This is a genomic window from Streptomyces sp. NPDC001852, from assembly GCF_042891825.1.
Taxonomy (GTDB): Bacteria; Actinomycetota; Actinomycetes; order Streptomycetales; family Streptomycetaceae; genus Streptomyces.
Map to the genome: position 1 here is coordinate 231,517 of NZ_JBIATN010000011.1, position 26,582 is coordinate 258,098.

Sequence of the window (26,582 nt, forward strand, 5' to 3'; positions counted from 1 at the left end):
CATGGACGCGACCGACACGACCCCGGCCGTCCGGCTCGACGGCATCTCCAAGCAGTTCGCGGACTCCTACGCCGTCCGCCGCCTCGACCTGGACATCGAGGCCGGCCACTTCTTCTCGCTGCTGGGCCCCTCCGGCTGCGGCAAGACGACCACGCTGCGCATGATCGGCGGGTTCAGCGATCCCACCGAGGGCTCGGTGCTGCTCGCCGGCGAGGACGTCACCGCGCTGCCGCCGAATCTGCGCAACGTCAACACGGTCTTCCAGAGTTACGCGCTGTTCGACCACCTCAGCGTCGCCGACAACATCGCCTTCGGCCTCAAACGCAAGGGGGTCGACAAGGCGGAGATGCGGCAGCGCGTCGGGGAGATGCTGGAGCTGGTCCAGCTCACCGGGCTCGCCGGCCGCAGGCCCCGGACGCTCTCCGGTGGCCAGCGCCAGCGCGTCGCCCTGGCCCGCGCGCTGGTCAACCGTCCGGCCGTGCTGCTCCTGGACGAGCCGCTGGCGGCCCTGGACCTGAAGCTGCGCCGGCAGATGCAGGTGGAGCTGAAGCAGATCCAGCGCGAGGTCGGCATCACGTTCGTCTTCGTCACCCACGACCAGGACGAGGCGCTGACCATGTCCGACCGGATCGCGGTGCTGAACGAGGGGCGCATCGAGCAGTGCGGCACCCCCGAGGACGTCTACGAGCACCCGGCCAGCCGGTTCGTGGCCTCCTTCATGGGCACGTCCAACCTGATGACCGGCACCTACCGCGGCGGTGAGGTCGCCCTCGACCAGGGCCCCGCCCTGCCCGTCGGGTCCCGGACCGGCATCGCGGACGGCAGTGCCGTCAGCGTGTCCGTGCGTCCCGAGAAGATCTGGCTGTCCGACTTCGAACCGGGCATGTCGATCCTGTCCGGGGTGATCCGCGAGACGGTCTACAGCGGCCCGACGACCACCTACCTCATCGAACTCGCCCCGGGCGTCACGCTGTCCGTGCTGGAGCAGAACACGGCCCGCGCCCGCATGGAGGACCGCTGGAGCGGCGGCGAGACCGTGGAGTTCGGCTGGCGCCCCGAACACTGCCTGGTCCTGGCCTGATCCACTTCATGACCGGATGACGAAAGCGAATGCGATGCATCACGACGTGATCGTGCTCGGCGCGGGTCTCGCCGGACTCGCCGCCGCCCGGGACCTGGCGACCGCCGGCACCGACGTGCTCGTCCTGGAGGCCCGGGACCGCGTCGGCGGCCGGGTCGAACAGATCCGCACGCCCGACGGCCGTACCGTCCAGCTGGGCGGCGAGGTGGTCGGCCGTGCCCACACCGCTTACCTCGAACTCGCCGCGGAACTCGGCCTGGAGCTGGTTCCCAGCTACGTCGCCGAACCCGGCCGTATCACCCGTGCCACGCCCGAGGGCCTGTCGGCCGGCGACCCGCCCCACTGGTTCGGGCCCGGCGACACGGCCCAGCACGACAAGCTCAGCGGGGAGTTCAGCGCTCTCGCCGCCACGGTCGACCACGACGACCCCTGGTCGCATCCGCAGGCCGCGGCCCTGGACCGGCTGTCCGTGGCCGACTGGCTGCGCTCCCGCCACGCCACACCCGCGGTGACACGGCTGTGGGAGATCGGCCAGCTGGGCCTGGCGGGAGGCTCGTACGAGCGGATCTCGCTGCTGGCCGCGCTGCGCAAGAGCGCGGCCGTGCCCGGCACGGGTGACTACGACTACGCCGACTGGGAGGGACTGCGGCCGGCGGCGGGGTCGGCCACGCTCGCCGAGGTCATGGGCCGGGAGCTCGGCCCGCGCATCCGCCTCGGCTCACCCGTCGCCACGGTCGGCGTACGCCCCGGCCGCTGCACCGTACGCCTGGTCACCGGGGAGGTCCTCACCTCGGCGGCCGTGGTGAGCGCCCTGCCGGTGGGACCGCTGAGGTCGGTCACGGTGACCGGGGTGAGCGAGGCCCGGCTGGCCTCCCTGCACCGGCAACGCAACGCCGTGGCGGCGAAGTTCGCGGCCGTGTACGACCGTCCCTTCTGGCGCGCCGACGGCCTGAACGGCCTGTCCGAGACGGAGGGTGTCCTCGGCAGCACCTGGCCGCAGACCGAGGGCGTGCTCTCGGCGCTGATCCCCCCCGAGCGCTACGGCGTCCTGCTGGGCACCCCGCCGCAGCTGCGCACCCCCGAACTGCTCGCCGAGATCGCCGCCATGTTCGGCGACGAGGCGCTGACGCCGGCCGCCTGCCACCTCCGGCTGTGGGGCACCGACCCATGGACGCAGGGCTACGTCACCCAGTGGCCGCCGGGCGAGGTGATGGCGGTCGGTCCCCTGCACGGCACGCACGAACCGCCGTTCTACGTCTGCGGTTCCGACCAGTGGGTCGCCGGATACATGGAGGGCGCTGTCCGCACCGGTCGCGCCGCCGCCGAGGAGGCACTGCGCCGTGGCTGACACCCCCGAGCTCACGACGGTGCTGAACCACATCGGCGGCAAGGACGTGCCCGCCGCGTCCGGAGCCACCCTGCAGCTGATCGACCCCGCCACGGCGCTCCCTCACGGACGGGCGCCGCTGTCCGGTCCGGAGGACGTGGAGACCGCCTGCCGGGCCGCGCGGGACGCCTTCGAAGGCTGGTCGGGCACGACACCGGCGCAGCGGCAGACCGCACTGCTGCGGATCGCCGACGCCCTGGAGCGGCAGGCCGATGCGCTGACGTGCGCCGAGGTGGCCGACACGGGCAAGCCGCGCGCCCTGTTCCTGACGGACGAGGTGCCCGCGATCGTGGACGTCCTGCGGTTCTTCGCCGGAGCCGCGCGGAATCTTCCGGGTGCCGTGGCCGCCGAGTACGCCCCGGGCCGCACCTCCCTCCTGCGCCGCGAGCCGGTCGGCGTGTGCGCCCAGATCACCCCGTGGAACTATCCGCTGATGATGGCCGTGTGGAAGGTCGCGCCCGCTCTCGCCGCCGGCAACACCGTCGTCCTGAAGCCGTCCGACACGACTCCGTCCTCCGCCGTGCTGCTGGCCCGGCTGGCCGCCGAACACCTCCCGCCGGGCGTGCTCAACGTCGTGTGCGGCGACCGTGACACCGGGCGCTCGCTCGTCGCCCACCCGTGCGTCCGGCTGGTGGCCGTCACCGGCAGCGTCCGCGCCGGGCAGCAGATCGCCGCCGCGGCGGCCGCCGACCTCAAACGGCTGCACCTGGAACTCGGCGGAAACGCACCCGTACTGGTTCACGAGGACGCCGATCTCGGCGACGCGGTCGAGCAGTTGTCGTCGCTCGCCTTCTACAACGCGGGCCAGGACTGCACGGCCGCCACCAGGATCCTCGTCGACCGCCGGATCCACGACGCCTTCCTGACCGCGTTCGCCGAACGGGCCGCAGGGCTGCTGCCCGGCGCCCCGGACGAGGCGCACGCCGCCTTCGGGCCCCTCGCCAACGCGACCCAACTCGACTCCGTGACCGGCCTGTTGGACCGTCTCCCGGATCACTGCGAGATCGTCACCGGCGGCACGCCCCTGCGCCGGCCCGGCTACTTCCACCCCGCCACGGTGATCGCCGGGGCCCGCCAGGAGGACGAGATCGTGCAGAGCGAGGTGTTCGGCCCGGTCGTCACCGTCCAGCCGTTCGCCGAGGAGTCCGAAGCGCTCCGGATGGCGAACGCCGTACCCCAGGGGCTGGCCGCGAGCGTCTGGACACGCGACCACGACCGCGCCATGCGCGCGTGCCGCGCGCTCCGCACCGGCATCGTCTGGATCAACACCCACGGCACCACGGTCTCGGAGATGCCACACGGCGGAGTGCGCCACTCCGGCTACGGCAGTGACCTCTCGCTCACCGGCCTGCTCGAGTACACCCAGGCCAAGCACGTCATGCTGTGACGGGCGCGTTCCACCGCGGCAGCATGGGCCGACCGGCCTCTTGTACCAAGGGCCGGACGGCACCCCCCGCGGGGACCGGTCGCCCCTGTCGGTCCCCGGCCGGGCGGCTGAGGCTCCAGATAGGGCGTGAGTGGAGGTGCCCCATGGACAGCGCGAACCGGCGGGGGCATGGAAACAGGAAGCTGAAGGTGTCCGTGGTTCGCCTCGAGGGCTGGACGGTCGCCAGCCTGACGGGCGAGATCGACATCTTCACCGCGCCGGGACTGCGCAGGCATCTGGCGGTGCTCGTGGCCGACCACGGCCGACTGCCACGACTGATCATCGATCTCGGCGCCGTCACCTTCTGCGACGCACACGGGCTGGGTGCGCTCATCGGAGCCCACCACACGGCGGCCCGGCACGGGGGCACGATGCGCGTGGTCGTCCCCGAGGGGAGCATGCGCAGGCTTCTGCGCATCGCGAGGCCGACGCACGACCTCGAGTTGCACAGGACGCTGAGCGACGCGGTCACGGTCGGCCCCCGGTGAGGACGCCATGACCGACCAGGCTCTCGAGGCAACCATCGGGCTGTGCCGCCTCGCGCCGGGCCCCGGCACGGACAGGCCGTGGAGGGAGGTCTGCGTGCGGGACCGCGATGTCCAGGCGCATGCCCTCATCGAGGGGTTCTTCGCTCTGGGCCTGTCCCTCGCCGGGGAATCCGTCGACCGTTGGCGCGCGGGCGGAGAGCTCGACCGGACCACGGTCAGCCAGATCCGCGTCTGGATGGCCAACCGCACCCTCGCGTCCTTCGCACCGGGCGGTTCCGAAGCGGTGCGGACCCGCCTCGTCGCCGAGCGCACGGCGCTGGAGCGGTGGCTGACCGACCGCGGTTTCGTCCGCCCGGCGTGAGGAGGGCGCCCGGACCGCGTGGGCTCACGCCCGGCCGCTTTCGAGGACCCGCTTGAGGGCGGCCAGCTCGGTGTCCACCAGATCGGTCTGTTCCTTGAAGAAGGCCTCGGTCAAGGACGGCGGCCGATGGAAGGTGATCATGAACTCGGCGCCGTCGCCGTTGGGGATCACACGGGCCGGCACACTCCAGGAGGCGACGTCGTCGACGTAGTCGTGGTCGAGGATGCCGAACTCGGCATGGGCACGCAGACGCAGCCTGGCCGGCCCTATGGGGGTGGACATCAGCCACCAGTCGGGATCGTCGGTGGGCTCGATGGACCGCACGTTGACCACGGCCCACTCGGGCCAGTTCGCGGGGTCGGCGAGGAAGGCGTAGACCTCCTCGCAGGGCCGATCGATGCTGACGGTCTTGGTGATCGAGGGATCGGTGCTCATCATGCGCTTCCTTCAGGGAGTGTGGTGTGGCGCCGCGGGGTGGGCCGCGCCCACGAGGCGCCGGATCCACTCCTCCAGCTGCCGGCGCTGCGCGGCGTCGAGCGAGCCGAAGTAGTGGGCGTCGTTGCGGTCGGCGATCTCGGCCAGTACCGGCACGAGGGCCCGGCCTGCGTCTGTCAGCAGGAGCCGGACCGTGCGCCGGGAGGCGGGGTCCGGCTCGCGGCGGACCAGGTCCTTGGCCGCGAGGCGGTCCACCAGGCGGGAGACGGCACCGGGATCGATGTCCATGTGCGCGGCCACGGCCTTGGTGGTGTCGTGGCCATGGAAGACGCTGATCATCACGCCCCACTGGGAGACGGTGACGTCATGCCGGCCGAGCTCGGCCTCGAACCGGCTGTGCACCTCGTCGGAGAGGCGGCGAAGCCAGTATCCGAGGTGGTCGTGGAGTCCGCTGGTGTTGCTCACCCCTCCACCATCGTTGTCACGACAACTCTTGTCAAGGCAATCATGAAAGATGTTCCTGAGTTCGCTCAGGGACGGGCTCGGGCGATGAGCAGCGCGACGTCGTCCTCACCGCCGGCGGGCGAACGCAGAACGTCCAGGATGCGGTCGCAGGCGTCCTCCAGATCGTGGCCACGTGACGCGGTGAGGGCATCGAGGAGGGTGTCCAGGCGGGCGTCGATCGGTTCGCTTCGCGTTTCGACCAGGCCGTCGGTGTAGAGGACCAGCTCGTCGCCGGGGCGGAAGGCGATGGTGGTGGTCTCGAAGGGCACCCCGCCGACGCCCAGCGGCGCGCCGGTGGGGAGGTCGAGCAGCTGCGCCGCGTGGCCGAGTCGTATCAGGGCCGGGGGCAGGTGACCGGCAAGGCTGATCTCGCACTGGCCCTGGTGAGGGTCGTAGACGCAGTAGATGCAGGTGGTGATGGTCTGCTCGACACCTTCGGTCAGGTGGTCGAGGTGGCTCAGGGCCTCGGCGGGGGCGAGGGAGAGTTCGGCGAAGGCGCGTGCAGCGCTGCGCAGTTGACCCATGGTGGCGGCGGCCTTGATGCCGCTGCCCATGACGTCCCCGACGACCAGGGCGGTCCTGTCCCCCTGCAGCGGCATGGCGTCGTACCAGTCGCCGCCGATCTCGCTCGTGGCGCCGGCGGGCTGGTAGCGGCAGGCGACCTCCAGGCCGGCCAGGTGCGACGGGGGCTCGGGGAGCAGGCTGCGCTGGAGGGTGAGGGCCGCATGACGCTGGGCCTGGTAGCCGCGGGCGTTGTCGATGCAGACCGCGGCCCGAGCGGCCAGCTCGCACGCGAGGAAGGCGTCGTCGTCATCGAACGGTGCGGGGTTCCGGGTGCGTTTGAGGTCGAGAGCGCCGAGGACCTGGCCCCGGGCCATCAGCGGTACGGCCAGGTAGGAGTGCACCCCGGCCGCCTCGAGGAGGGAGGCGGCCTCGCCGTGGCAGGCGATGCGTCCCAGGTCCCGACGGGTGGTTCGGGGCACCAGTATCGGTTGGCAGGTGCGCACGCACTGGGTGATCAGGCGGTCGCTGTCGTAGGGGGCGACGCCTCCTGGCTCGGCGGCCGCACCGACCGCCTCGGTGGAGTGGGCCGCGCTGACCGCGAGGGCGTGGAAGAGGGCCGGGCCCTCACCGGGGGCGGTCCGGCCGTCGAGGGCGCTTTCGAGTAGGTCCACGGCGGCCACATCGGCCAGGACCGGTACGACGATGTCGGCGAGCTCGCGCGCCGTCGTCTCCAGATCGAGGGTGGTGCCCACGGAGACGGAAGCCCTGGCGATCAGTGCCAGCCGTTGCCGGGCCTGTGCCGCCTCGAGAGCGGCTCGATGACGCTCGGTGACGTCGATGACGGAGTAAGCCAGGCCCAGCACCCGGCCACCGGAATCCTCCAGCCGGTAGTACGAGACGGACCAGGCGTGCTCGTGGTCCGGATCGGCGGGGGGACGGCAGACGATGTCCCGGTCCACGACCGACTCGCCCGTCTCCAGGACGCGGCGCAGACGTGCCTCGGGGTCCGTGTCCAGGTAGGTCAGGACCTCGCCGACCGGCCGGCCCAGGCGGTCGGCGGCGGACTGGCCGGTGATGCGTTCGAGGGCAGGGTTGACGGCCAGGTAGCGCAGGTCCGGATCCAGAATGGCGAGCCCGACCGGGGACTGCGACACCAGGCGCATGGCAAGGGCGGCATCCCGCTCGACCCGCTCCACTGCCGCCTGGTCCGCGGCAAGGCCCAGCGCATAGGTGTCGCCGAGGTCGTCCAGCAGCCGCATGTTGCGGAACTCCACCAGGCGGGTGCTGCCGTCCTTGTGGCGGATCGGGAAGGCCCCGGCCCAGTCGGTGCCGGACTCCATGACCTCGGCAAAGAGCTTGATCACCGCGTCCCGGTGCTCCTCGTGGACCGTCAGCGGCGCCGCGTACTGCCCCAGCGCCTCCGGTGCGGTGTAGCCGAACAGCTCCTCGGCCTTCGGACTCCAGAAGACCACCCGGCCCCGCGCATCCAGCACCACCGCGGCGACGCTGAGCAGGTCGAGCAGGCCACTGGGCGGCGCGGCGGGGCCTGCCGCCGACCACGCGTCGCGAGCTCCGGAGGAGTCCGTCGTGCCCATGCCTCGTTTCCCTCCCGCTCGGCGGCTCGGCTCGTGCCGTACCGGCGGGGCGTGCTGCCTCCATCCATGGTCGTCCCAGACGAGGCAGGACACACCTGGACGGGCTGGCGCAGGGTGCTGCGCGGCCTCGGCCAGCGGCCCCTGTCCGTCCGGGGCCGGAGGTGTTCGCCCGCTCCCCGCGGCCATGGTCCACACCCGCCCGCCGGAGATCTGTGCGGCACCGGCCGGCAGCGGCACGTGCGGGCTGATCCGGCCCGCCTCGGCGAACGGCACGCGGGAGAGGAGGGGACAGCCGCTGTGCAGTGTGAGCGGATGCCGCTACGGCAGGACTTTCCGCTGCGTGGACATGGGCCGTTCGGCCTCGGCAGGGGCCGCTCAGCCCCGTGGCCGGCTCGGCACGGTCCCCGACAATCGGCAGCAGGAGCTGCGGCCGGATCCTTCAGACGCGGTGTCGACCGGCCGATGGTGCCATGTCCTTGTGGTTCGTTCGAGATGGGGTGGTTCTCCCGTCGGCCCCAGGAACCGTGGGGACATCCGCGCGAGTCCCGTGTCGGGGGAGGCACGACGCTCGCGCCACGGCCGCCGCCCCCGTCGGCACAGGGGCGGCGGCCGTCTTCGCCGTGCTGTGCCCTCGGGGAGCGCAGCTCGAACGGGCCAGGGCCGTTGGGCCCCTTTCCCCGGAGCCTCCCGCAGACAGGGGACGGCGCCGGTCCTGGCTACTTCTGCCAGCCGACCGTCTCCGGGAGCGGGTTGTAGAAGATGGTCGCGCCGACGTTGGCGAGGCCCTTCTTCACGCCGTAGGTCGAGGGGCCGCTGAACAGCGGGAGGAACGCGTATTCCCGGAGCGCCGTGCGTTCGACCTTGTTGGCCGCCGCGGCCTGCTTGCCGAGGTCGGCGATCTCGGTGGTGGCGCGGATCTCGCTGTCCAGCGCGGGGGAACCCGCACCGGTGATGTTGGAGTCACGGTCGGAGCAGTAGAAGTCGCACAGGTAGCGGGCGCCGAACGGGTCCATCGAGCGGTTCCCCGACAGGAGGAGATCGAACTTGCGGTCGCTGAGGATGTGGGAGAAGTCCGCCTCGTCGGCCTTCCTGATGTCCAGGCGGATGCCCACCGACTTCAGCATCGCCGCGAAGGCGCCGGCGGTCGCCTTGTCCAGCGGGTCGTCGCCGAGGAGTGTGTAGCCGACTTCGAGTTTCCTGCCGTTCTTGACCCGCACACCGTCGCCCCCGGGCTTCCAGCCCGCCGCGTCGAGTGCCTTCCCGGCGGTGTCCGGCGCGTACTTCAGCACGGCCGAGACATTGTCCTCGTAGCCCTTCTGGAAGCTGTACAGGATGGCCGAGCCGGGCAGCGGCTCCTTGTAGTCGAGGCCCTGGAACCGGATCTTCGCGATCTGTGTGCGGTCGATGCTCTCCTCGATGGCCTTGCGCACGGCTTTGTCGGCGAGGACGGAGGACCTGGTGTTGAAGTAGAGCGAGTACTCGAAGGGGCTGCCGCCGCTGCGGACCTCGGTGCCCTTGAGTCCCTTGATCTGCTCGAGGCTCTCGGCGTCGACCGCGGAGACGTAGTCGAGCTGACCGTTCTTGAAGGCGTTGACGGCCGCCGTCGATTCCAGGTTGACGTAGACGCGCTTGTCGAGCTTGCCCCTCCTGCCCCACCACTTCGGATTGCGGACGAACGTGATGTCGCCCGAGTGGGTGTCCCATGTGCCGACGGTGTACGGCCCCGCCCCCCACTCGGGGTGGGCCTTCTTGACGTAGGCCTTGTTGAAGTTCTGGACCGTTGCGGCCTTGGGGTGCAGGAAGGTGGTGAACAGGCTCGACCAGGAGGGGTCGACTCCCTTGAAGGTGATCACGGCCTGCTTGGCGTTCGTGCCCTTCTCGACCGAGGTGATCTGGTCGTAGCCGTCCGTGGAGGAGGCGGCGTAGGCCTTGTCGGAACCGTTGTTGGCCTTCCACGTGGCCCTGATCGCGGTCCAGTCGATCGGGGTGCCGTCGTTGAAGGCGGCCTTGGGGTTGATGGTCAGCGTGACCTTCTGGTTCCCGCCGCCCACGGAGACCTTCACGTCGCTGAAGTAGTCCGGGTTGTACTGCACTTCGCCGGTCGGCGAGTACGTGATCGCGTCGGCGTTGTACCAGGCCCAGATGCGGGACGCGGTCAGCGTGGCATTGACGTTGAACGGATTGCCCTGGTCGTCGAAGGTCCCGACCGTGGTGTACGTGCCCCCGTCCCTGATCCGGTCGTAGGGCGTGGGGTTGTAGTCGGCGACGGACGACGCGGCCGAGGGAGCGTTCTTCGCGTCCCCGCTCGCGGAGTCCGTCCCGGATGAGGACCGGCACCCGGTGGCGGATACGGAGGCGGCAGCGATCAGGGCGACGGGCAGGGCCAGTCTTGCACGCATGATGGTGGGTTCCTCACGGGTCGGTGGGGGAAAACGTCGGCGGGCCGGTGTTCAGACGCCGTGGCAGGCGTACTGATGGCCGGGGACCCCGGCCGCGGGAGCCGGCTCGGGACGCCGGGTGCGGCAGCGGTGCCGCAGTTCGTCGTCGGCACGGCGGTACAGCGGGCAGCGGTCGACGAAGACGCAGCCGGCGGGCAGGTGCGCGGCGTTCGGCTGCTCGCCCTCCAGCACGACGCGTTCGCGGGTGCGTTCCCGCTCGGGGTCGGGTACCGGGATCGCCGACAGCAGGGCACGGGTGTAGGGGTGCTTCGGATCGGAGAAGATCGCCTCGGTGTCCCCGGTCTCGACGATGTGTCCCAGGTACATCACCGCGATCCGATCGGAGATGTACCGGACCACGGCCAGGTCGTGGGCGACCACGAGGTAGGCGAGTCCGAGTTCACGTTTGAGCCGCGCCAACAGGTTGATCACCCCGGCCTGCACCGAGACGTCCAGGGCGGAGAGCGGCTCGTCGAGGGCGAGCAGCTTCGGCTCCGTCGCCAGGGCCCGGGCGATGCCGACCCGTTGGCGTTGGCCTCCGGAGAGGGCGGCCGGGAAGCGGTCCCCGACCGAGTCGTCCAGGCCGACCAGGGCCAGCAGTTCGCGGACGCGCGAGCGGATCGACTCACGATCACGCCCGATCGCCCGCAGGGGTTCGGCCAGCAGGTGGAAGACGGGCATACGGGGGTCCAGGGCCCCCAACGGGTCCTGCATGACGATCTGTACGTCCCGCCGCAGCTGCCGTACGTGTGCGCCGGACGAGAGCGTGGCGACGTCGGTGCCGGAGATCTCGATCCGGCCGCCTTCGGGCCGTCCGAGCCGAAGGATCTCCAGCAGCGTCGTGGTCTTGCCACTGCCGGACTCACCGACCAGGCCGAGCGTTTCGCCGGCGCGCAGCTCGAAGCCGACCCGGTTGACGGCGTGCAGGGTGCCGACCCGGCGCTTGAGGAGGGCGCCCTTGGTGACCGGAAAGGTCTTGACGAGGTCCTCGACGCGGAGCACCACCTCGCCGGCCTCGGCACCCTCGGAGGGCGCCGGCCGGCCGATGGGCGCGGTGTCTCCCGCCGGGTCCAGGGATCCGTCGGCGATCTCGGCGGCGCGCAGGCAGGCCACGTGCCCGTGACCGGTGACATGGCGCAGCTCGGGTTCGTCGGAGCGACACGCGTCGAGGGCGACGGCACAGCGGCCTGCGAAGGGGCAGCCGTCCGGGAGGCCCACCAGGGCGGGTGGTTCCCCACCGATCGGGACCAGGGGGCGGCGGGCCCCGCCGTCCACGGTCGGCACGGCGGCGAGCAGCCGCGCGGTGTACGGCATCGTCGGCCGGCGGAAGAGTTCCTCGACGCCGGCGTGTTCCACGATCCGGCCCGCGTACATGACGGCGACGTCGTCCGCGTGGCCCGCGACGACCCCGAGGTCGTGCGTGATCAGGACGAGACCGGCGCCGGTCTCCTGCTGCGCCAGCCGCAGCACGTCGAGGATCTGCGCCTGCACGGTGACGTCGAGTGCGGTGGTGGGTTCGTCGGCCACGAGCACGGAGGGTCGGTTGGCGATGGCCATGGCGATGACCACGCGCTGGCGCATGCCGCCGGAGAACTCGTGCGGGAACGCGGCGGCCCGGTTGCGCGGGTCGGGGATGCCGACGAGATCGAGGAGTTCCACGGCGCGTTCCCAGGCCGCCCGCTTCGTCAGGTCCTGGTGGACCCGCAGGGCGTCGGCCAGCAGCCTGCCCACCGAGAAGATCGGCGTGAGGGCGGACAGGGGGTCCTGGAAGACCATGCCGATGGCGTTGCCGCGCACCTTCGACAGCGCACGGTCGCCGAGTCCGATGAGGTCCCGTCCGCCGAGCAGCACCTGGCCGCGCAGGTCCGCGGAGGGCGGCAGCAGGCCCATGATGCCCATCGCGGTGGCCGACTTGCCGGAGCCGGATTCACCGACGATGCAGAGGGTCCGGCCGGGCAGCAGGTCGAAGCTCACGCCGCGCACCGCCTCGACGGTGCCCGCCTCGGAGGGGAAGGAGATCCGCAGGTCCCGCACGGACAGCACGGGCTGGGCGTCGATGGGCCGTGCCGGGGCGGGCAGCGGGGTCGCGAGGGTCATCGTCGGCCTCCTGCCGAACCGGTCACCGACGTGGGGTCGAGGGCGTCGCGCAGGCCGTCGCCGATGAAGGTCATCGACACGGTGAGCAGGACGACCAGCCCCGCGGGGAAGGCGAAGAGCCAGGGGGCGCTGGTGATGGTGCCCGCGCCGTCCGCGAGCATCGTGCCGAGAGAGACGTCCGGGGTCTGGACGCCGAACCCGAGGAACGAAAGGGCGGTCTCGCTGAGCACGGTCGCCACGACTCCGAGGGTCAGGTTGACGATCAGCAGGGAGCCGAGGTTGGGGATGATGTGGCGGAGGATGATGCGCAGCGGGCCGACGCCCATGAACTCTGCCGCCTTCACGTAGTCCCGTTCCCGCAGGGAGGTCGAGACGGACCAGATCACCCGCGCGGTGGACATCCAGCCGAACGCGGTCAGCACGATGATGAGGACGCGCCAGTCGCCGGCCAGCCGGTGGGAGACCAGGGCGAGGATGAGGAACGAGGGGACGACCAGCAGGAAGTGGATGACGGCGAGGGCCGCCCGTTCCACTCGGCCGCCGAAGTACGCGGCGCCGGAGCCGACGATCGCGGCGACGACGATCGTCAGCACCGACACGCTCACGGCGATCACCAGGGAGCGCTGGAGCCCGTGCACGGCGCAGGCGTAGATGTCGTTGCCCCCCTGGTTGGTGCCGAACCAGTGGAGGCCGCTCGGCGGCTGGGTGAGCGCGGTGAAGTCGGCGTCGGTGTAGGCGTAGGAGGTGAACCGGTCGCCGAAGGCACTGAACAGCACCAGCAGCACGAAGATCCCCACTCCGGCGACGGCAAGGCGGTTGCGCAGGAAACGCCGCAGGTAGAGCCGGCCGAGGCCGAGGTTGGAGTGCGTCCGCGCTCCCGCTGCGGCTTCCGGCGCCTGCCCCGCGGCCGCACGGGAGGACGCATCGGTCGCCGCGTCGGTGGTCGCGTCGTTCGTCGCGTCGGTGGTCGCATGGGTGGTCACCTCAGCTCACCCGCACTCTCGGGTCGAGGAAGACCGTGGCGATGTCCGCGAGGATCGCGCCGATCGCGGTCAGGGCAGCGGCGAAGGCGGCCGTCGCGACCGTACCGTGTACGTCGTTCTTGCTGATGGTCTGGATGAAGTAGCGGCCCATGCCGTTCCAGCCGAAGATCGTCTCCGTGATGACGGCACCGGTGAAGACGGCCGGGATGCTGAACGCCACGGAAGCCGCCGTCGGGATGAGCGCGGCCCGCAGGGCGTGCCTGCGGATGGCCTGGCTGCGGGTGAGCCCGGTGGCCTGGGCGGTCCGTACGAAGTCGGCGTGGAGGGTGTCGAGCAGCAGCGAACGTTGCGTCAGGTGGTAGCCGACGTAGCCCATCAGTGTGAGCGTCAGGGTCGGCAGGATCAGGTGCAGGAGGCGGTCGCCGATGGTGGGGAGCAGTCCTTCGACGCCGGGTGAGTTCTCCCCGGCGACGTAGAGGAAGTGCAGCCCCGCGTGCTGGTTCAGCCAGATCGCGACGAAGACCACGGCGAGGGCGGCGACGGACGTGGGGACGTTGAACACCACGACGGACACGGCCTGCGAGACGCGGTCGGCCCAGCCGTACTGCCGTGCGGCGGTGTAGACGCCGAGTGCGACGCCGATCACGACGGACAGTACGGTGGCGACGACGACCAACTCCGCGCTGACGAGCGCCCGGTAGCCCACCTCGCCGTTGACGGAGACGCCGGTGGGGGACTTTCCCCAGTCGAAACGCAGGGTCACCGAGGTGAGCCAGTCCCACCAGCGGTGCACCAGCGGCACCCTGGGGTCCAGGTTGTACGGCGCGAGGGCGCGGTCGATCTGTGCCTCGCTGCGGACGGGCCGCAGCTCCTTGAAGTTCGACCGCGGGTCCAGGAACCAACTGGCCAGGAAATAGGTCGCGTTGGTCGCGACCACGATCATCAGGAGCCAGCCGGTCGCCTTGCGTGTCACATGGCGCACCACGCGCGGCACCTCCTCACCACACACGAGATGTGCGCCTCGGGAGGAGCGGGGAGACAGGTCGGATACATACGCGGTGAGGCCTTCTGCGGGTACGGAACGGAGCCACGGATGAAAATGGATGTGTACACGTCAGCTTGGTTCGTACGGCGCTGCGGCACCAGGTTTTGCCTGGTGCCGCCATGAAGCCGACATGTTGCCGTAGCACACGGTCCGGAATACGCCGCGATTCGGATGATCTTGGCGCGCTCGGCCGTCACGTTCTCGCCGGCACGTGCCCCGGGTCAGGCGGCTGCCGTGCGCCGGTCAGGCGTGGAACTGGTTCACGGGGACCGGGAGCCCGTAGTGCTCGCGCAGGGTGGTGCCCTCGTACTCCTCGCGGAACAGTCCCTTGCCGCGCAGAATCGGCAGGACGTGCTCGGTGAAGGCCGCCAGGCCTGAAGGGAGGGCGGGTGCCATGACGTTGAACCCGTCCGCGGCACCGCCCTCGAACCAGGTGATGATCGTGTCCGCGACCTGCTCGGGTGTGCCGACGAACTCGAAGTGACCGCGCCCGCCGCCGAGTCGGGAGATGATCTGCCGTACCGCGAGCCGCTCGCGCACCGCGAGCTCGATGATCAGGTCGGACCGGCTCTGCGACCCCTCCAGCGTCGGCCGGGCCAGGATGGAGTCCGGCAACGGCCTGTCGAGTTCGAAGACCGAAGGATCCGTCTCGAAAACCGCGGCCAGCTGCCGCAGTCCGTACTCGGGGACGCGCAGGTCGTCGAACCGCTCGGCCAGGGCACGGGCTTCGGCCTCGGTCGACCCGATGTACGGGACGATTCCCGGCAGGACGATCACACCGTCCGGGTCACGCCCCGCGGCCCTGGTCCGTGCCTTGATGTCGGCGTAGAAGGTGGCCGCACGCTCGTACGTCGTGTGGGCGGTGAAGATCGCCTCGGCGTGACGGGCCGCGAAGTCCTTGCCGTCCTCGGAGGAGCCCTGGACGAGCAGCGGGTAGCCCTGCGGGGGGCGCTCGACGTTGAGCGGCCCGGCCACCTTGAAGTACCTGCCACGGTGGCCCAGCCCGTGCAGCCGCGCGGGGTCGGCGTACCGCCCCGTGGTCTTGTCGGCGACGACGGCCTCGGATTCCCAGCTGTCCCACAGTGCCTTGGCGACCGTCAGGAACTCGTCGGCCCGGGCGTAGCGTTCGGCGTGGCCGGGACGGTCGTCCAGGCCGAAGTTGGCCGCCTCGTCGGCCCCCGCCGAGGTGACGATGTTCCAGCCGGCGCGGCCTCCGCTGACGTGGTCGACGGAGGCCAGCCGACGGGCGAGGTTGTACGGCTCGTTGTACGTCGACGACACGGTTGCGATGAGGCCGATCCTGCTGGTCGCCTGGGACAGCGCGGTCAGCAGGGTCAGCGGTTCGAGCTGGCCCGGTGGCCGGAACTCGCCGGTTCCGATGAGGGCCGGACCGTCCGCGAGGAACAGCGAGTCGAACTTGGCGCTCTCGGCGAGCCGGGCCAGCTCGATCCAGTGCTGGAGGTCGAAGTCGGCCCGCGGGTTGCTGTCGGGCAGCCGCCATGCCGCTTCGTGGTGACCGGCTTCCATGAGGAAGGCGTTGAGGTGGAGTCGCCGCTGTCTCGCGCTCATGAGGCGACCTTCAGCTTGGAGCTGTCGTAGCCAGCCGGGAGGAGGTTGTCGGTGATCGAGGGGACGTCGACCTTCTTGGTGATCTGGCCCGCCTCCAGGAAGGCGTCGGCGAGCTTCTGCTCCGCCGCGATGTCCGACTTCTCGATCGGGGTCACCCGGTTCTCGAAGGCTTTCAAGGACGCTTTGGCATCGGCCGACGGGATGCCCTCCTCCTCGGAGAGGGCCTCTGCATACGTGTCCTCGTGCCTGATCGCGTAGGCGAACTCACGTGCCAGTCGCTGCAGCACGTCAGTGAGGGCCGCCCGCTTCGTGGGGTCGCCGAGCGACTTCTGGCCGGCGATGTAGTAGCTGCTCGTCTGGTCGATCGGCGGGAGTCCCTTCGCCAGGATCCGTGCCCCGTTCTTGACCGCGATCGCCGACTGCGGGTTCCAGATCGACCAGGCGTCCACCTTGCCGGTGTTGAACGCCGTGGCGCCGGCCGCCGGGTCGAGGAAGACGAGGTGCACGTCCCTGGGGCCGAGGCCGGCGCTCTTCAGTGCGTTGAGGGCCAGACCGTGTGCCGAACTGCCCTGGGGCACGGCGATCTTCTTGCCCTTGAGGTCGGCGAGCGTCTTCAGCTTCGACCCCTTCGGCACGATGATGTTCTCGTTCGACTGGCTGGGCGTGAGCGAGCGGTTGACGGACACGATCTTGAAGCCGTACTCCTTCGCGGCGCCGGTGATCGGCGGCACGTCGCCGACCGCACCCAGGTCGATGTCACCCGATGCGGCGGCCTGCACCAGCGGCGGGCCGTAGGTGAACCGGGCGAACCTCACCTTGTACGGCGCGTCGGCGAACGCGCCGGTGATCTTCGCCAGCGCCTGGCTGCCGTCACCGCCGTTGTCGCCGATGGTGAAGGTGTACTTGCTCCACTCGGGGTGCGCGGAGGCACTGCCGCCCGACTTGGCCAGCGGTGCGGCCTGCGACGACGAGCCGCATCCGGCGAGGGTGCCGGTGAGGGCGAACAGACCGACGGCGCCGACGGTGCGGATGGCTCTGCTGTACATGGTTCCTCAACTGCTTTCTGGTGCGGTGGTGGAGAGGGTCAGTGGTGACCGGCGAGACCGAGGTCGTTCAGCAGCGCGGAACGCAGTTCCTCACGGGCGGGGCTCGCCTCGCGGTCCGCTGCCGAGAGCTGGACGGAATGGGCGGCGCCGATGCGCCCGTTGCTCATCACGACGATGCGGTCCGCCAGGGCGATCGCCTCGTCGACGTCGTGGGTGACCAGCAGCATGGCCGCGTGGTGCTTGCTGCGCAGCGCCCGCACGAGGTCGTGCATGCGCAGCCGGGTGATCGCGTCGAGGGCCGCGAACGGCTCGTCCAGCAACACGAGTTCGGGCTCCGAGACCAGTGCCCGCGCGAGCGACACCCGCTGGGCCTCACCGCCGGAGAGCTCCTTGGGCCATGCCCTCTCGCGCCCCGCGAGTCCGACCTCGGCGAGCACATCGCGGGCTCGCTGCTGCGCGTCGGGACCGTGCAGGCCGAGCGTGACATTGCGCAGCACCCGCTGCCACGGCAGCAGCCGGTCGGCCTGGAACACGATGGCCCGTTTCGCCGGGACCTCCACCCGCCCGCCGTCGGGCCGGTCCAGGCCGGCGAGCAGTCTCAGCAGGGTGCTCTTGCCGCAGCCGGAGGGCCCCAGCAGGATCACCAGTTCCTCCTCGGCGATGGTGAGGTCCAGGTGGTCGAGCACCACCCGGTCACCGAACCGACGGACGATCTGCTGGGCGACGACTCCCGTTTGCCGACGGGTCCGTGTGCCGATGGTGGTGCTCATGTCGCCTCATAACTGGGACGCCACCGCAGCAGCACCCGCTCGAGAATCCGTACGAACTGGTCGGCGAGCAGACCGAGGAGGGAGTAGATCACCAGCCCCACGAAGACCTGGTTGGTCTGCAGATAGGTCTGTCCTTGGGTGATGAGGAAGCCGAGCCCCTTGTCGGCGTTGACGGTTTCGGCGGCGACGAGGCCCAGCACGCTGTAGGCGAGGGAGAACCGGAGTCCGACCAGGAATCCTGGCAGGGCTCCGGGCACCAGCACCCGCGTCACGATGCGCCATGTGCCCGCGCCCGTCGTGCGCGCCATCTCGATCAGGCGCTGGTCGACGCCCCGGATCGCGGCGAACAGGTTGAGATACATCGGGACGCCGGCGCCGAACGAGATCAGCAGCACCTTCGTGAGCTCGTCGATGCCGAACCACACGATCATCAGCGGCAGCACCGCCAGCAGGGGGATCGTGTTGAGGACCTGCACCAGGCCGTTGAACAGGTACTCGCCGCTGTGCAGCAGGCCGCCGAGCACCCCGGTGACGATGCCCACCGTCAGACCGATCACGAGTCCGATGCCGGCCCGTTGCAGCGAGATGGCCAAGTCCGGGCCGAGCACGCCCTGTTGCCACAGATCGGCGGCGGATTTCACGATGGAGGTCGGGGCCGGAGCGTATGTCTTCGCCAGCACCCCGGCCCTGGCGAGAACCTCCCAGGCGACCAGGATCACGACCGGGGTCGTGTAGATCCCGAGCGGCCAGCGAAGGCGCTCTCGGAGTGTGCTGAACGGTGTCCGGCGGCGGGCGTCGCGTGGCAGGAAGACCTCGCGTTCCCGCTCACTCACCGGCTCGGCGTCGGCGGCCTCGGTGACGGCCGGCGCCGTGAGGCGGATCTCGGTCATGCGGCCGCCTCCAGGACGCCGGTGTAGTGCGAGGCGTCGCCGACGAGTTGCTCGCTGCGGCGGCCGTCGACACCTGCCGGCACATCTCCCGCCACCGTCACCCGGTTGAGGCGTCGCGGGTGGTCGTCGTAGTTGTCCACTCCGTAGTGCTGGGTGATCCGGTTGTCGAAGACCAGCAGTTGGCCGGGCGACCAGGTCCAGCGCAGGATGTTCTCCGGACGCGTCACGTACGACTGCAGGATGCGCAGCACATCGGCCGAGTCGCTGCTCGACAGGCCGACGATCCGCTGGGCGAACCCTCCGATGAACAGGCCGCGTTCGCCGGTCAGCGGATGCACCCGCACGACCGGGTGCTCGGCCTCGTACGGCGTCGAGACGAAGACCCGGTCGTACTCCTGGCGCAGGGCTGTCGTGGCCGAGGAGCGGGCGTAGTCGTACTGGTTGGTGTGCACGACGCGCAGCGAGTCGGCGAGGACGCGCAGCGGTTCGGGCAGGTCGCGGTAGGCCGCGGCCGCGTTCGCGATGAGCGTCTCGCCGCCGTACGGGGGGATCGTGAGAGACCGGAGGGTGGTGACCTGTGGCGGGTTGACCACGAAGGTGACGTCTGTGTGCCACTCGTCGGCCTTGGACGTCTCGCTGTCCACGGCGAGCACGTTCGTCGTGCCGTCGGCGGCCGGCACGTTCGGGTGGGCGGTGGTCAGTTCGCCGAACCACGCGGCCACGCGCTCCTGGCCTGCGTTGTCGAGGTTCACCTGGTCGAACACGATGGCCTTGTGTGCGTTGAGGGCTTGACGGAGCGTCGAGACCGTCGACGGGTCGGCCGGCGCCGTGAGGTCGACGCCCTCCACGACCGCGCCGATACGGCCGGTCAGCTTGCGGATGGACGGAGGCATTCGGAGGTCCTTCTCGGGGAGGCGGGCGCAGCACAGGGTGCTGAGAGGCGAAGAACTGGAGTGAAGGGGACGACACGCGCGGCCGGCCCACCAGGGATGCGGTTGGTCGTCAGGTCGCGATGCGGAAGGGACTCGCTCCGAAGCCTCGCCGGTCGCTCAGCCGATCTTCAACGACGGCCTCGGCCTTTTCGAACCGGCCGGAACACACGTGGAGAAGGGCTGGAGAAGGAGCGTTCAGGAGGCGGACACGACGGTCCCACACAGCGGTGCCGTACGACGATGTGCCGGCTCAGCGACAACAGAACGCGCTGGAGACGTGCGCCAGATCGATGTGGCGCCGCCGAGTGAGGTCCACGCGCCGGTTCATGGGACCGGAGTTCAGCAGAGGTCTGTCGCGCTGGTCAAGAACTTCCCGGACGGGTCTTGCATTGCGGACACAGGGGACCGTCGCGGGCCTGGTGGCGGGGCCGCCCTGTGTCATGGTGAGCGCATGGCCAGTGAGATCGGGTTCGAGCCCGGCCTCTACCGAGGCACCGCCGAGTACTACGACCGGTTCCGCCTCCCCTACCCCGACACGATGATCGCCGATCTCGTACGGCGGACAGCGCCGTCGCGGCACGGTCGTCTCCTCGACCTGGCGTGTGGCACCGGCCAGCTGACGTTTTCCACCGGCTCGCCCGTGCCCTGGTCGCCCATCGCGCCCACGGTTGGCTCAGGCCCGGCGGCTTCCTGGCACTGTGCTGGTCGACCGGCCCGTGGGCAGGCCCCCGGAACTGGCAGCGGGCGCTCGACGGCATCCTGCGTAGATGGCAGAACTCCCTCGGCGCGTCCGGCCGCGTGCCCGCGGGCTGGGACGAGGCGAGGAAGCAGGAGCCCGACCACGACGTCCTGTCCCGTGCCGGGTTCGAGCCCGCCGGACACCACGAGTTCTTCGTCGAACACCACTGGACGATCCCTGAACTCGCCGGATACATCCGGTCGACGTCCTTCCTGCCGCCCCCGGTGCTCGCCGACCACGCCAACGACTTCGACACCGGCCTCGCCGCCGTACTCGGCTCCTTCGCCCCTGACGGCCGCCTCACCGAAACCGTCGGATATGCCTACGAACTGACCCGCAAGCCGGCTGCGTTGTGACCGCCCCTCCGCCCCTGGACGCCCGCTTCGCAGAACCGCCATGTCCCCGTAACGCTGGTCCATTGACCGGGTCTGTGGTGCTTGTCAGCATCGGGACATGACGTCGGCGCTCTGTCCCCACAGCCGGTAACCCTCGGTGCCGGGTGCCTGCACGCCGGCGTGTGGCCGACCCCGGACAGAGGATCTCCGATGCTGCCAGCGCTCATCGCGCCGCCGGGCCGGCGCCCTGTTCCCCACCGGCTCGACGGTGCGGCCGCCGTGCTGCGTGCCGTGCTGCACCTGGGGTCGCCGGCGCGCACCGAGATCATCCGGGAGACGGGGCTGAGTGCAGCTGCCGTGTCGCGGCACACGGCCGAACTGCTCGCGCTGGGACTGGTCCGGCAACCTCCGGAGCCCGAGCAGCGGCCCCGGCCGGGGCGCCCCCGTATCCCGCTCGACATCGACACGTCGCATCACGTCGTGGCGGGCGTGCACATCGCCGTGCCACAGCTCACCTTCTCGCTCACGGATCTGCGCGGGCGCGTCATCGCTCGTGAGCGTGTGCCCAGGCTGTCTCGTCCCAGCGCGGTGCTCCATGATGTCGCCGCGCGGTTGCCGGGCTTCCTGCGCCGGTACGCGGTCGGGCACTGCGTGCTCGGACTCGGGGTGGTCACCGGCGGCTGGGTGGATCCGGACGCGGGGGTCCTCGTCGAGAACGCCGCCCTCGGCTGGCGCGACGTCCCGCTGCGACGCCTGCTGCAACCGGTGGTCCGGCTGCCCGTTCACGTGGAGAGCCACGCCCGGGCCCTGGCCCATGCGGAACTGCTGTTCGGCACGATCGGCGGTGGCGACCTGGTGCACCTCTTCGTGGGCAACGCCGTGGACGCGGCGATCGCCACGGGCGGCGGCCTGCTGCAGGGCCGTGGACACGGCGCCGGGGGCGTCGCCCACCTGCCCGTTCCGGGGTCGACCGCCCCCTGCCCGTGCGGCCGTACCGGCTGTCTTCAGGTCACCGTGGCCGACCGCACCCTCGCGCAGCGCGCCGCCGCCGGTGGTATCACCACCCGTCCCGACCTGCGCCTGCTGCTGCGGGCCGCGCGGGAGGGGGATGGACGCGCCATGGAGCTGTGCCGCTCCAGGCTCCGGATGGTCGCACGCGCGGTGCGGCCGATGCTGGACATGATCAGTCCGGATGTTCTGGTCCTGACCGAGGCCGCCACCCTCCATCTGCCGCACCTGCTGCCCGAGTTGAGCGGTGAACTGGGTGGCGCCGGCAATGTGGTGCGGACCGGCTCGTTCGGCGCGGACACGCTCGCGGTGGCGGCGGCCGCGCCGGTGCTCGCCGCCGTCTACCAGGACCCGCTGGGACTGCGCACGGCCGGCAGCGCCCGGTGAGCCGAACCGGGCGGAGTTTCTTCCGCGCTGCCAGAAACCGTTGTCCGGACGGTGGCGCGGGCAGCACACTCCTCCCATGGACGCGCAGCGCGAGGCAACGATCCGGGCAGCCGAAGACCGGCACCCCGTGAACGCCTTCCGCGCGCACCACTTCGCCGGACTGGGCTGTTGCGCCCGCCGACCGGCCTGCCGCCGGGGCGCGTCTTCGTGACCGCACCCCGGCATTGACCGGCACCGCGTTCCTCCCTCACCACCTGCACGACAGCGCCGGGCCGGCCTCTTCCACGCCCACTACCGAGTGATGGCGGGGTGTCGCCGCCCATGCCCCGACGCCGCCGTGGCCCCCGTCCAGCCACGCCCGAAAGGACACCTTCCGTATGAGCACGCTCTCCGTCCGCCCCGTCGCCGGTCACATCGGCGCCGACATCGACGGCGTCGACATCGCCCAGCCGCTGTCGACCGACACCGTCGAGACGATCAAGCAGGCCCTGCACCGCCACAAGGTCGTCTTCTTCCGGGGCCAGCGGCTCGACCACGCCTCCCAGATCGCCTTCGCGCGCCACTTCGGCGAACTCACCTACGCCCACCCGCACGACGACGCCCCGCCGGAGGAGCACCCGGAGATCTTCACCATCGACCCGCGCCGCTTCGAGCAGCGCTACGGCAAGAACTTCCGGGACGAGTACCGCAAGCGCCAGTACAGCTACTTCGACGGCTGGCACACCGACGTCACCGCCGCCGTGAACCCGCCCGCCGGTTCCATCCTGCGCGCCGAGACCGTCCCGCAGATCGGCGGCGACACTCAGTGGACCAACCTCGTCGCCGCGTACGAGGGCCTGTCCGCCCCGGTCCGCGCCTTCGTGGACACGCTTCGTGCCGAACACCGCTACGGCGGCAGCAGGCCGGTGGACGGCGACAGCGAGTACGCCCGCCGCATCAACGACAACCTGCTGGTGGCCGTCCACCCCGTGGTCCGGGTGCACCCGGAGTCCGGGGAGCGTGCGCTGTTCGTCAATCCCGGCTTCACCAGCCACATCGTGGACGTCACGCCGAGCGAGAGCAGGCGCATCCTCGACCTGCTCTACGCCGAGATCACCCGCCCCGAGTACACGGTGCGCTTCCGCTGGGAGCCCGGGCACGTCGCCTTCTGGGACAACCGTGCCACCGCGCACCTCGCTCCGCGCGACCTGGACCACCTGGACGTCGAACGGCGGCTGCACCGTGTCACTCTGATCGGCGAGGTGCCCGTCGGGCCGGACGGACGCGAGTCCGAACTGGTCGCCGGACGTCCCTTCACCGCCGACCACCGGGTCGCCGTGGCCTCCTGACCCTCCTGCCCCGCCTGAGCCTGCGGAACTACGTAGCCGCCGGCCTCACGGCCCCGCTGGGCGATCCGATGACCGGCCCCCGGTCCCGATCGCCCACGGGCCGGGTCGCGGGCCGTTCCGTCATTGACAAGGCGAATCCGCGCGGGTTGTCATGAACACATGATCCTACGTCCCGGGGACTGCCACACTCGCCGCACCGACGGCTCCGCCGCCCTCGGTACCGGGTGTAACCCGCCACTGGGCGGATCAGGCGCGTGCACCACGGGTGCCACCCCCAGGGCAGGGGGCGGGCGGCCGCAGTGCGAGCCCGGTCACTGACTGGGCGCCGCGAGCTGCTCGACGCCGCCCGGGCCGAACTCAAGGCCCGTCCCGGAGTGCTCTTCCACGGTCCCCTGGGGATCGGCAAGTCCATGCTCGTGGCGTCCCTGACGGCGTCCCTGGCGGCGCATGCCCCGTCGGTCGGCACCGTGCTGCACTGCGCGCCCGCGGAGGAGGATGCCGGGCTCCCGTTCGGCGGACTCGTCGACCTGTTCGCGCGGGTGCCGGAGAGCCGCCTGGAGACCCTCGCACCCGAGCCCCGGGTGGCGCTGAGGGCAGCCCTGCTGCGCGGCCCCGAACCGGCAGACGGTCGCAGCCGTCTCGCGGTGCGCGTCGCCGTACTCGACGTGCTGCGCGCTCTGGCCGCGACCGGCCCCGTCGCGCTGGTCCTCGACGGCCTGCAGTGGCTCGATGAGCCCACCGCCGAGGTGCTGGCCTTCGCCGTGCGCCGCCTCGGCGGCCTGGACATACGGGTGGTGGCCGCCGAGCGGGTGGCGGACGGCGAACAGCCCGGGCGGCTGCGCTGCTGCCCACCGGGTACCACCGAACTTCCGGTGCCGCCGCTGACGGACGACGAGGTGGCCGATCTCGTGCGCGCCCGCATCGGTGCCGACCTGCCACCGGGAGTGCTGCGGGCGATCCAGGACACCGCGGCCGGAAACCCGCTGTACGCACTGGAGCTGGGGCGAGCGATGGCCCTGCGCAGCCCGGAACGCAGAGGCCTCGGCCCGGCGTTGCCCGTGCCCCGAAGACTGCGCGCCCTGCTGCTGGACGAGGTGCGCACGCTCCCGGAGACGGCGCAGCGCACCCTCCTGCTCGCGAGCGCCGCCGCCCGCCCCGACCTCACCCTGCTGCGTGCTGCCGGGCTTCCCGGCCCCGCCACGGACCTCGCGGAGGCCGAACGACTCGGCGTGGCGACGACCGACGCCGGTGGAGCCGTACGCTTCCGGCATCCGCTGCTCCGGGCCGCCGTCTATGCCGATGCGCCGGAGAACGACCGCCGGCAGGCACACGCGCTGCTGGCCCGCGCGGTCACCGAGCCCGTCGAACGGGCCCGCCATCTCGCACACGCCCGCCCGCACGAGGACGAGGACACCGCCCGCACCCTGATGTCCGCGGCGGAGTCCGCGCGCCGCGACGGCGCGCTCGGCGCCGCCTGCGAACTGGCCGGGCTCGCCGCCCGCCGCACCCCCGGCGACCGGCCCGCGGACCGCGCCGACCGGCTGCTGGCCGCGGCGGAGTACGCCTGCGACGCCGGGCAACGGGAGGAGGCGGCCGAGGCGGCGGAGGCGGTCCTCGCCGAGTCGGACTCGGCACGCCGTCGGGTGCGGGCCCGGCTGGTCCTGCTGCGCAACGCCGGGCAGGCGCTGGAGGGCGCCCACGCGCTGATCCAGGAAGGCCTCCGGGACGCCGTCGGCGATCCGGGGGCCGAGGCCCCGCTGCACCACTGGGCGGCCGTACGCGGGCTGCTGTGCGGGGAGTTGGAGGAGGCGACCCGGCAGGCCCGGCACGCTGTCCGGCAGGCGGCCGTGGCGGGTGACACGGAGACCCGGATAGGGGCGCTCGCCACGCTCGCCCGGGTGCGGTCCCTGGCCGGCGATCCGGTCGCGGCGGAAGCCGCCCTGGTGGAGGCGCTCGCGCTGGCCGGAGGCGCCGACGGCGGTCCGCAGAGCTGGCGGCTGATCCGGATGCGCGCGATCCTCGCCCTGGACTCCGACATGGTGACCGAGGCCGAGGAGCAGGTAGTCCAACTCCTGCCTGTAATGGAGGAGTTGGCCAGTGTCGAGGAGGTCATGGCGACCCTGGTGGCCCTGGCCCGGATCCAGGTGCGGGCCGGACACTGCCGCGAGGCGCTGCACACCGCGGCGCGCTGCTCGCGCGCCATGACCCAGGCGGCTCCCGCGCTGTACGCGGCCGCGCTGGCGGCCACCGCGGGCGGCACCGCCGCGGAGGCCCGGCGGCTGGCCGAGCAGGCGGTACGCGCCTCGGAGGCCGACGGCGACCGGCTGTTCCTGCTGCGTGCGCTGGCCGTGCTCGGGCAGGCCGGACTGCTCGCCGGCGACCCACGGGGCGCCGCGTCCGCGGTCGAGGCGCTGCAGCGCGTCAGAGAACTCGGAACCGCGATGTGTGCCGCCGACCCGCCCCTGCTGCACTGGTACGGCGACCTGGCCGAAGCCCTGGTCCTCCTGGGCGAGACCGAAGAGGCCGGGGCCGTCGTCCGCGAGGCCCACGCTCGGGTGGGCGACGACACGCCCGGCAGCGTGCTGGCGGCTCTGGAACGGGCGGAGGGGCTGCGGGAGGCGGGGACCGGCCGGGCGAAGGAGGGGGCGGCCCGGCTGCGTGCCGCCGTCAACCGTCTGCGTCAACTCCCCCTGCCCGTCGAGCTGGTGCGCACCCTGATCGCGCTCGGCGCGGTCGAGCGCCGCTCGCGCCGCAGGAGCGCGGCGCGCACGGTTCTCGCCGAGGCGCTGGAGACCGCCACCCGGATCGGAGCCGCTCCGCTGGCGGCGCGGGCCAGGGAGGAGCTGTCGCGGCTGGACGCCGGAGACCGGAGCGGTGAGACGGGCGCGGGCGGCCCTGAACTCACCCCCACCGAGGCCAGGGTCGCCGAGCTGGTCGGGGGTGGAGCCACCAACCGGGAGGTCGCCGCGAAGCTGTTCATCAGCGTCAAGACCGTGGAGGGAACCCTGTCGCGGGTGTACCGCAAGGTCGGGGTCCGTTCGCGCACCGCGCTCGCCCACGCGATGGCGGCCGCCGTCCTCGCCTCCGGGGCTGCCGTCGACTCCGGCGACGACTGCCTGGTGGATCCCCCGGAGCGGGCCGTGCTGGTGAGCCGGCCCAGCCGCGCCCAGCCCCGCCGTACTCTCGACACACGCCGTTGACGTGACATCGGCTGTTAACACGTAACGCAAGGGT

At 71.4% G+C, this 26,582-nt stretch carries 21 protein-coding genes; 9 read left to right on the forward strand and 12 right to left on the reverse strand.

Annotated features, from left to right (window positions below):
* Position 1: 1 nt before the first annotated feature.
* The 5 genes from ACFYZB_RS21095 (at position 2) to ACFYZB_RS21115 (ending at position 4,743) form a co-directional block, all read left to right on the forward strand.
* Positions 2-1,081, forward strand: coding sequence for an ABC transporter ATP-binding protein (locus ACFYZB_RS21095; protein ID WP_388760648.1), 1,080 nt, complete (start codon positions 2-4; stop codon positions 1,079-1,081).
* Positions 1,082-1,097: 16 nt separating this feature from the next.
* The gene (locus tag ACFYZB_RS21100) at positions 1,098-2,429 is read left to right on the forward strand and encodes a flavin monoamine oxidase family protein (protein ID WP_388760651.1); all 1,332 of its coding nucleotides are present in this window, start codon (positions 1,098-1,100) and stop codon (positions 2,427-2,429) included.
* Positions 2,422-3,855, forward strand: a complete 1,434-nt coding sequence (locus tag ACFYZB_RS21105) for an aminobutyraldehyde dehydrogenase (RefSeq protein WP_388760653.1) — start codon at positions 2,422-2,424, stop codon at positions 3,853-3,855. Before ACFYZB_RS21100 ends, ACFYZB_RS21105 begins: the two co-directional genes overlap by 8 nt.
* Before the next feature lie 143 nt (positions 3,856-3,998).
* Positions 3,999-4,382 (forward strand): STAS domain-containing protein, encoded by a 384-nt coding sequence (locus ACFYZB_RS21110; RefSeq protein ID WP_388760656.1) that lies wholly within the window; start codon positions 3,999-4,001, stop codon positions 4,380-4,382.
* A 7-nt stretch (positions 4,383-4,389) separates the two neighbouring features.
* A complete protein-coding gene (locus ACFYZB_RS21115; protein WP_388760659.1) occupies positions 4,390-4,743 on the forward strand; it encodes a hypothetical protein in 354 nt (117 codons plus the stop codon).
* A gap of 24 nt (positions 4,744-4,767) precedes the next feature.
* Here ACFYZB_RS21115 and ACFYZB_RS21120 read toward each other — a convergent pair whose 3' ends face one another.
* The 12 genes from ACFYZB_RS21120 to ACFYZB_RS21175 all read right to left on the reverse strand — a co-directional run bounded on the left by ACFYZB_RS21120 (position 4,768) and on the right by ACFYZB_RS21175 (position 19,512).
* Positions 4,768-5,178 carry an SRPBCC family protein gene (locus ACFYZB_RS21120; protein ID WP_388760661.1) on the reverse strand — a complete coding sequence of 137 codons (411 nt, stop codon included), beginning with the start codon at positions 5,176-5,178 and terminating at the stop codon, positions 4,768-4,770.
* A gap of 12 nt (positions 5,179-5,190) precedes the next feature.
* Positions 5,191-5,643: a MarR family winged helix-turn-helix transcriptional regulator gene (locus tag ACFYZB_RS21125; RefSeq protein ID WP_388760664.1), complete on the reverse strand. Its 453-nt coding sequence runs from the start codon at positions 5,641-5,643 to the stop codon at positions 5,191-5,193.
* A gap of 65 nt (positions 5,644-5,708) precedes the next feature.
* The gene (locus ACFYZB_RS21130) at positions 5,709-7,781 is read right to left on the reverse strand and encodes a SpoIIE family protein phosphatase (protein ID WP_388760667.1); all 2,073 of its coding nucleotides are present in this window, start codon (positions 7,779-7,781) and stop codon (positions 5,709-5,711) included.
* Between the two features lie 716 nt (positions 7,782-8,497).
* Positions 8,498-10,180 carry an ABC transporter family substrate-binding protein gene (locus tag ACFYZB_RS21135; protein ID WP_388760670.1) on the reverse strand — a complete coding sequence of 561 codons (1,683 nt, stop codon included), beginning with the start codon at positions 10,178-10,180 and terminating at the stop codon, positions 8,498-8,500.
* 51 nt (positions 10,181-10,231) lie between these two features.
* On the reverse strand, positions 10,232-12,316 hold the full coding sequence (locus tag ACFYZB_RS21140; RefSeq protein ID WP_388760673.1) for a dipeptide ABC transporter ATP-binding protein: 2,085 nt from the start codon (positions 12,314-12,316) through the stop codon (positions 10,232-10,234).
* On the reverse strand, positions 12,313-13,299 hold the full coding sequence (locus ACFYZB_RS21145) for an ABC transporter permease (protein WP_388760676.1): 987 nt from the start codon (positions 13,297-13,299) through the stop codon (positions 12,313-12,315). Before ACFYZB_RS21145 ends, ACFYZB_RS21140 begins: the two co-directional genes overlap by 4 nt.
* A 1-nt stretch (position 13,300) precedes the next feature.
* Positions 13,301-14,284, reverse strand: a complete 984-nt coding sequence (locus ACFYZB_RS21150) for an ABC transporter permease (protein ID WP_351208223.1) — start codon at positions 14,282-14,284, stop codon at positions 13,301-13,303.
* A 303-nt stretch (positions 14,285-14,587) separates the two neighbouring features.
* The gene (locus tag ACFYZB_RS21155) at positions 14,588-15,913 is read right to left on the reverse strand and encodes an LLM class flavin-dependent oxidoreductase (protein WP_388760680.1); all 1,326 of its coding nucleotides are present in this window, start codon (positions 15,911-15,913) and stop codon (positions 14,588-14,590) included.
* Positions 15,910-16,959: an aliphatic sulfonate ABC transporter substrate-binding protein gene (locus tag ACFYZB_RS21160; RefSeq protein ID WP_388760683.1), complete on the reverse strand. Its 1,050-nt coding sequence runs from the start codon at positions 16,957-16,959 to the stop codon at positions 15,910-15,912. The genes ACFYZB_RS21155 and ACFYZB_RS21160 overlap by 4 nt, the downstream gene beginning before the upstream one ends.
* Positions 16,960-16,997: 38 nt before the next feature.
* Complete coding sequence (locus ACFYZB_RS21165) at positions 16,998-17,729, reverse strand: ABC transporter ATP-binding protein (RefSeq protein ID WP_351208226.1); 732 nt, start codon at positions 17,727-17,729, stop codon at positions 16,998-17,000.
* Entirely contained in the window at positions 17,726-18,619 is an 894-nt protein-coding gene (locus ACFYZB_RS21170; RefSeq protein ID WP_388760687.1) for an ABC transporter permease, read from the reverse strand. The genes ACFYZB_RS21165 and ACFYZB_RS21170 overlap by 4 nt, the downstream gene beginning before the upstream one ends.
* Positions 18,616-19,512, reverse strand: coding sequence for a TauD/TfdA dioxygenase family protein (locus ACFYZB_RS21175; RefSeq protein ID WP_388760690.1), 897 nt, complete (start codon positions 19,510-19,512; stop codon positions 18,616-18,618). The genes ACFYZB_RS21170 and ACFYZB_RS21175 overlap by 4 nt, the downstream gene beginning before the upstream one ends.
* Positions 19,513-20,151: 639 nt before the next feature.
* Between ACFYZB_RS21175 and ACFYZB_RS21180 the strand changes: the two genes are divergently transcribed.
* The 4 genes from ACFYZB_RS21180 to ACFYZB_RS21195 all read left to right on the forward strand — a co-directional run bounded on the left by ACFYZB_RS21180 (position 20,152) and on the right by ACFYZB_RS21195 (position 26,548).
* Positions 20,152-20,646 (forward strand): hypothetical protein, encoded by a 495-nt coding sequence (locus tag ACFYZB_RS21180; RefSeq protein WP_388760692.1) that lies wholly within the window; start codon positions 20,152-20,154, stop codon positions 20,644-20,646.
* 189 nt (positions 20,647-20,835) lie between these two features.
* Positions 20,836-22,020 (forward strand): ROK family protein, encoded by a 1,185-nt coding sequence (locus ACFYZB_RS21185; RefSeq protein WP_388760694.1) that lies wholly within the window; start codon positions 20,836-20,838, stop codon positions 22,018-22,020.
* A 377-nt stretch (positions 22,021-22,397) separates the two neighbouring features.
* Positions 22,398-23,348, forward strand: coding sequence for a TauD/TfdA dioxygenase family protein (locus ACFYZB_RS21190; protein ID WP_388760697.1), 951 nt, complete (start codon positions 22,398-22,400; stop codon positions 23,346-23,348).
* 299 nt (positions 23,349-23,647) lie between these two features.
* Positions 23,648-26,548, forward strand: coding sequence for an ATP-binding protein (locus ACFYZB_RS21195; RefSeq protein WP_388760700.1), 2,901 nt, complete (start codon positions 23,648-23,650; stop codon positions 26,546-26,548).
* Positions 26,549-26,582: the final 34 nt, after the last annotated feature.

Excerpts from the sequence above, each read along its gene's own strand:
- ACFYZB_RS21175 (WP_388760690.1), bottom strand. The coding sequence starts at position 19,512 with ATGCCTCCGTCCATCCGCAAGCTGACCGGCCGTATCGGCGCGGTCGTG.
- ACFYZB_RS21185 (WP_388760694.1), top strand. The coding sequence starts at position 20,836 with ATGCTGCCAGCGCTCATCGCGCCGCCGGGCCGGCGCCCTGTTCCCCAC.
- ACFYZB_RS21170 (WP_388760687.1), bottom strand. The coding sequence starts at position 18,619 with ATGACCGAGATCCGCCTCACGGCGCCGGCCGTCACCGAGGCCGCCGAC.
- ACFYZB_RS21160 (WP_388760683.1), bottom strand. The coding sequence starts at position 16,959 with ATGTACAGCAGAGCCATCCGCACCGTCGGCGCCGTCGGTCTGTTCGCC.
- ACFYZB_RS21135 (WP_388760670.1), bottom strand. The coding sequence starts at position 10,180 with ATGCGTGCAAGACTGGCCCTGCCCGTCGCCCTGATCGCTGCCGCCTCC.
- ACFYZB_RS21110 (WP_388760656.1), top strand. The coding sequence starts at position 3,999 with ATGGACAGCGCGAACCGGCGGGGGCATGGAAACAGGAAGCTGAAGGTG.
- ACFYZB_RS21120 (WP_388760661.1), bottom strand. The coding sequence starts at position 5,178 with ATGAGCACCGATCCCTCGATCACCAAGACCGTCAGCATCGATCGGCCC.
- ACFYZB_RS21140 (WP_388760673.1), bottom strand. The coding sequence starts at position 12,316 with ATGACCCTCGCGACCCCGCTGCCCGCCCCGGCACGGCCCATCGACGCC.
- ACFYZB_RS21165 (WP_351208226.1), bottom strand. The coding sequence starts at position 17,729 with ATGAGCACCACCATCGGCACACGGACCCGTCGGCAAACGGGAGTCGTC.
- ACFYZB_RS21100 (WP_388760651.1), top strand. The coding sequence starts at position 1,098 with ATGACGAAAGCGAATGCGATGCATCACGACGTGATCGTGCTCGGCGCG.
- ACFYZB_RS21130 (WP_388760667.1), bottom strand. The coding sequence starts at position 7,781 with ATGGGCACGACGGACTCCTCCGGAGCTCGCGACGCGTGGTCGGCGGCA.
- ACFYZB_RS21095 (WP_388760648.1), top strand. The coding sequence starts at position 2 with ATGGACGCGACCGACACGACCCCGGCCGTCCGGCTCGACGGCATCTCC.
- ACFYZB_RS21155 (WP_388760680.1), bottom strand. The coding sequence starts at position 15,913 with ATGAGCGCGAGACAGCGGCGACTCCACCTCAACGCCTTCCTCATGGAA.
- ACFYZB_RS21190 (WP_388760697.1), top strand. The coding sequence starts at position 22,398 with ATGAGCACGCTCTCCGTCCGCCCCGTCGCCGGTCACATCGGCGCCGAC.
- ACFYZB_RS21115 (WP_388760659.1), top strand. The coding sequence starts at position 4,390 with ATGACCGACCAGGCTCTCGAGGCAACCATCGGGCTGTGCCGCCTCGCG.